The sequence below is a fragment of the Sphingomonas sp. genome, assembly GCF_031380695.1.
Classification (GTDB): domain Bacteria; phylum Pseudomonadota; class Alphaproteobacteria; order Sphingomonadales; family Sphingomonadaceae; genus Sphingomicrobium.
This window is the reverse complement of record NZ_JANMWY010000219.1, coordinates 1-1,854: the sequence shown is the minus strand read 5'-3', so window position 1 is coordinate 1,854 and position 1,854 is coordinate 1. Positions and strand designations below refer to the sequence as shown.

Sequence of the window (1,854 nt, the reverse complement as noted above, 5' to 3'; positions counted from 1 at the left end):
GTCCGTAACCTGGCCGACAAGATCTACCATGTTTCAGGTTACGCGCTGGGTGCCTCGGCCGGTGTGAACACCTGGTACCCCGGTGAACCGCGGACATTCGGCGCGGAGCTTTCCGTCAAGTTCTGAGCATGATCGCCACGGGCGTGGTGCCGTCGATGCGCCACGCCTGTTCGAGCTGACCCGATTTGCGGGTGCGTTAGACAGGGAGTTGGTCGAGTGGCAGTGGAGGGCGCATTGGAACGATTGATCGACGAGCGCGCGATCGAGCGACTGCTGTTCGACTATGCCTACTTCCTCGACATGAACATGCCGGATGAAATGTCGGCCCTGTTCGTCGACGAGTGCGTCGTCAGCTACGCGCCCAATTTCGGCGCCGAGGGGATCGAGGCGTACAAGAAGACGCTCAATGGTATCGGTACCTTCTTCACCGCCACGTCGCACCACGTCTCAAACGTCTGCATCGATTTCGAAGCCGATGACCGGGCCAAGGTTCGTGCAGTCGTGCTGGCGATCCATCGCTACACGCGCGAACGCCCCGACGGATTGCTTTATGGGCAATATGACGACGTCGTGGTCAAGGTCGACGGAGGCTGGAAGTTCAAGGTTCGCACGCTCAGGACGACAATGACCACCGATTATCATGTCAAGGCGTCGAACCCCATCGGCCGGCAGGAGTAAAGGCGGGTTTGGCGCATGATCGCACGATCAGGATCGATCATGAGCAATCGATCAGCTGGATCGTGCTCGATCGGCCCGACCACGCCAACGCGTTGTCGCCGGCCCTGCTTGATGAATTTTCCGACGCCCTAAACGAGCTCCGCCAGACCGGTGCGCCGGTCCTCGGCATTCGCGGCGAGGGTCGCGGCTTCTGCGCCGGGATGGACCTCGGCAGCTATGGCGGCGATGCGGCGATTCCCGACGTCGCCGAGGATACGGCGCGACTGCAGCGCAACGTCGATCGCTGGCTGGCGATCTGGGATCATCCCAAGCCGGTCATCGCCGCCGTTCATGGCTACTGCCTCGGTGTGGGCGCGCAAATGTGCGTCTTCGCCGACATCACGGTCGTCGCCGACGATGCGCGGATCGGCGAGCCGACGGTTCCAATCGGCGGCGGTTATGTCGCCCCGACGTGGGTCGGGCAGGTCGGGGCCAAGCGCGCCAAGGAACTGGCGTTCATTCCCGGCAACTGGATCGACGGCCTCACCGCAGTCGAATGGGGCTGGGCCAATCACAGCGTGCCGGCGGCTGATCTGCTCGACGCGGTGCGCTCGCTCGCGGCGCGGATCGCGCTGACGCCGCCCGAGGTTCTGCGGGTCAAGAAGCTGTCGATCAACCGCGCCGCCGAAGCCGCCGGTTTTCGCGCCGGGCTCAGCGGGATCGCCGAAGCCGACGCGATGCTCCACGTCGATCCGGCCGTGCTCGCGATCCGTGCGCGAATTCGCCGGGACGGGCTGAAAGCGGTCATGGCCGAGTATCGCGTTCCACCCTCCACGATCCTGAACCCAGAAAGGCCGACCCAGCCATGAGCGACGTCATGTTCCGCAAGGAAGGGCATGTCGCCCATGTCCGGCTTAACCGGCCGGCCGGGATCAATGCCATCACGCCGGAGATGGACGGCCAGTTGTCCGACGCCTGGGCAACGATCAACGAAGATCCCGATATCTGGGTGGCGATCCTCTCGGCCGAGGGCGAGAAGGGATTCTGCATTGGTGCTGACGTCAGCGGCGGGACCGATCGCAGCGGACGCATGGCGCTCGGCGGGGGGTTGACCGGCATCGGTGGACCACTGGTCACGCTGCGTAAGCCGCTGATCGCTGCCGTCCAGGGCTTCTGCGTCGGCGGCGGCTTCGAACT

Annotated in this window: 3 protein-coding genes; all 3 read left to right on the top strand. The window is 64.2% G+C overall.

The window, feature by feature from the left end; translation table 11 throughout:
* Positions 1-234 precede the first annotated feature (234 nt).
* Positions 235-678 carry a nuclear transport factor 2 family protein gene (locus tag RMN84_RS07915; RefSeq protein WP_309611633.1) on the top strand — a complete coding sequence of 148 codons (444 nt, stop codon included), beginning with the start codon at positions 235-237 and terminating at the stop codon, positions 676-678.
* Positions 679-686: 8 nt separating this feature from the next.
* Positions 687-1,526, top strand: a complete 840-nt coding sequence (locus RMN84_RS07910) for an enoyl-CoA hydratase/isomerase family protein (RefSeq protein WP_309611632.1) — start codon at positions 687-689, stop codon at positions 1,524-1,526.
* The coding region (locus tag RMN84_RS07905; RefSeq protein ID WP_309611631.1) for an enoyl-CoA hydratase/isomerase family protein at positions 1,523-1,854 on the top strand (332 nt) is incomplete at its 3' end. The genes RMN84_RS07910 and RMN84_RS07905, both read left to right, overlap by 4 nt.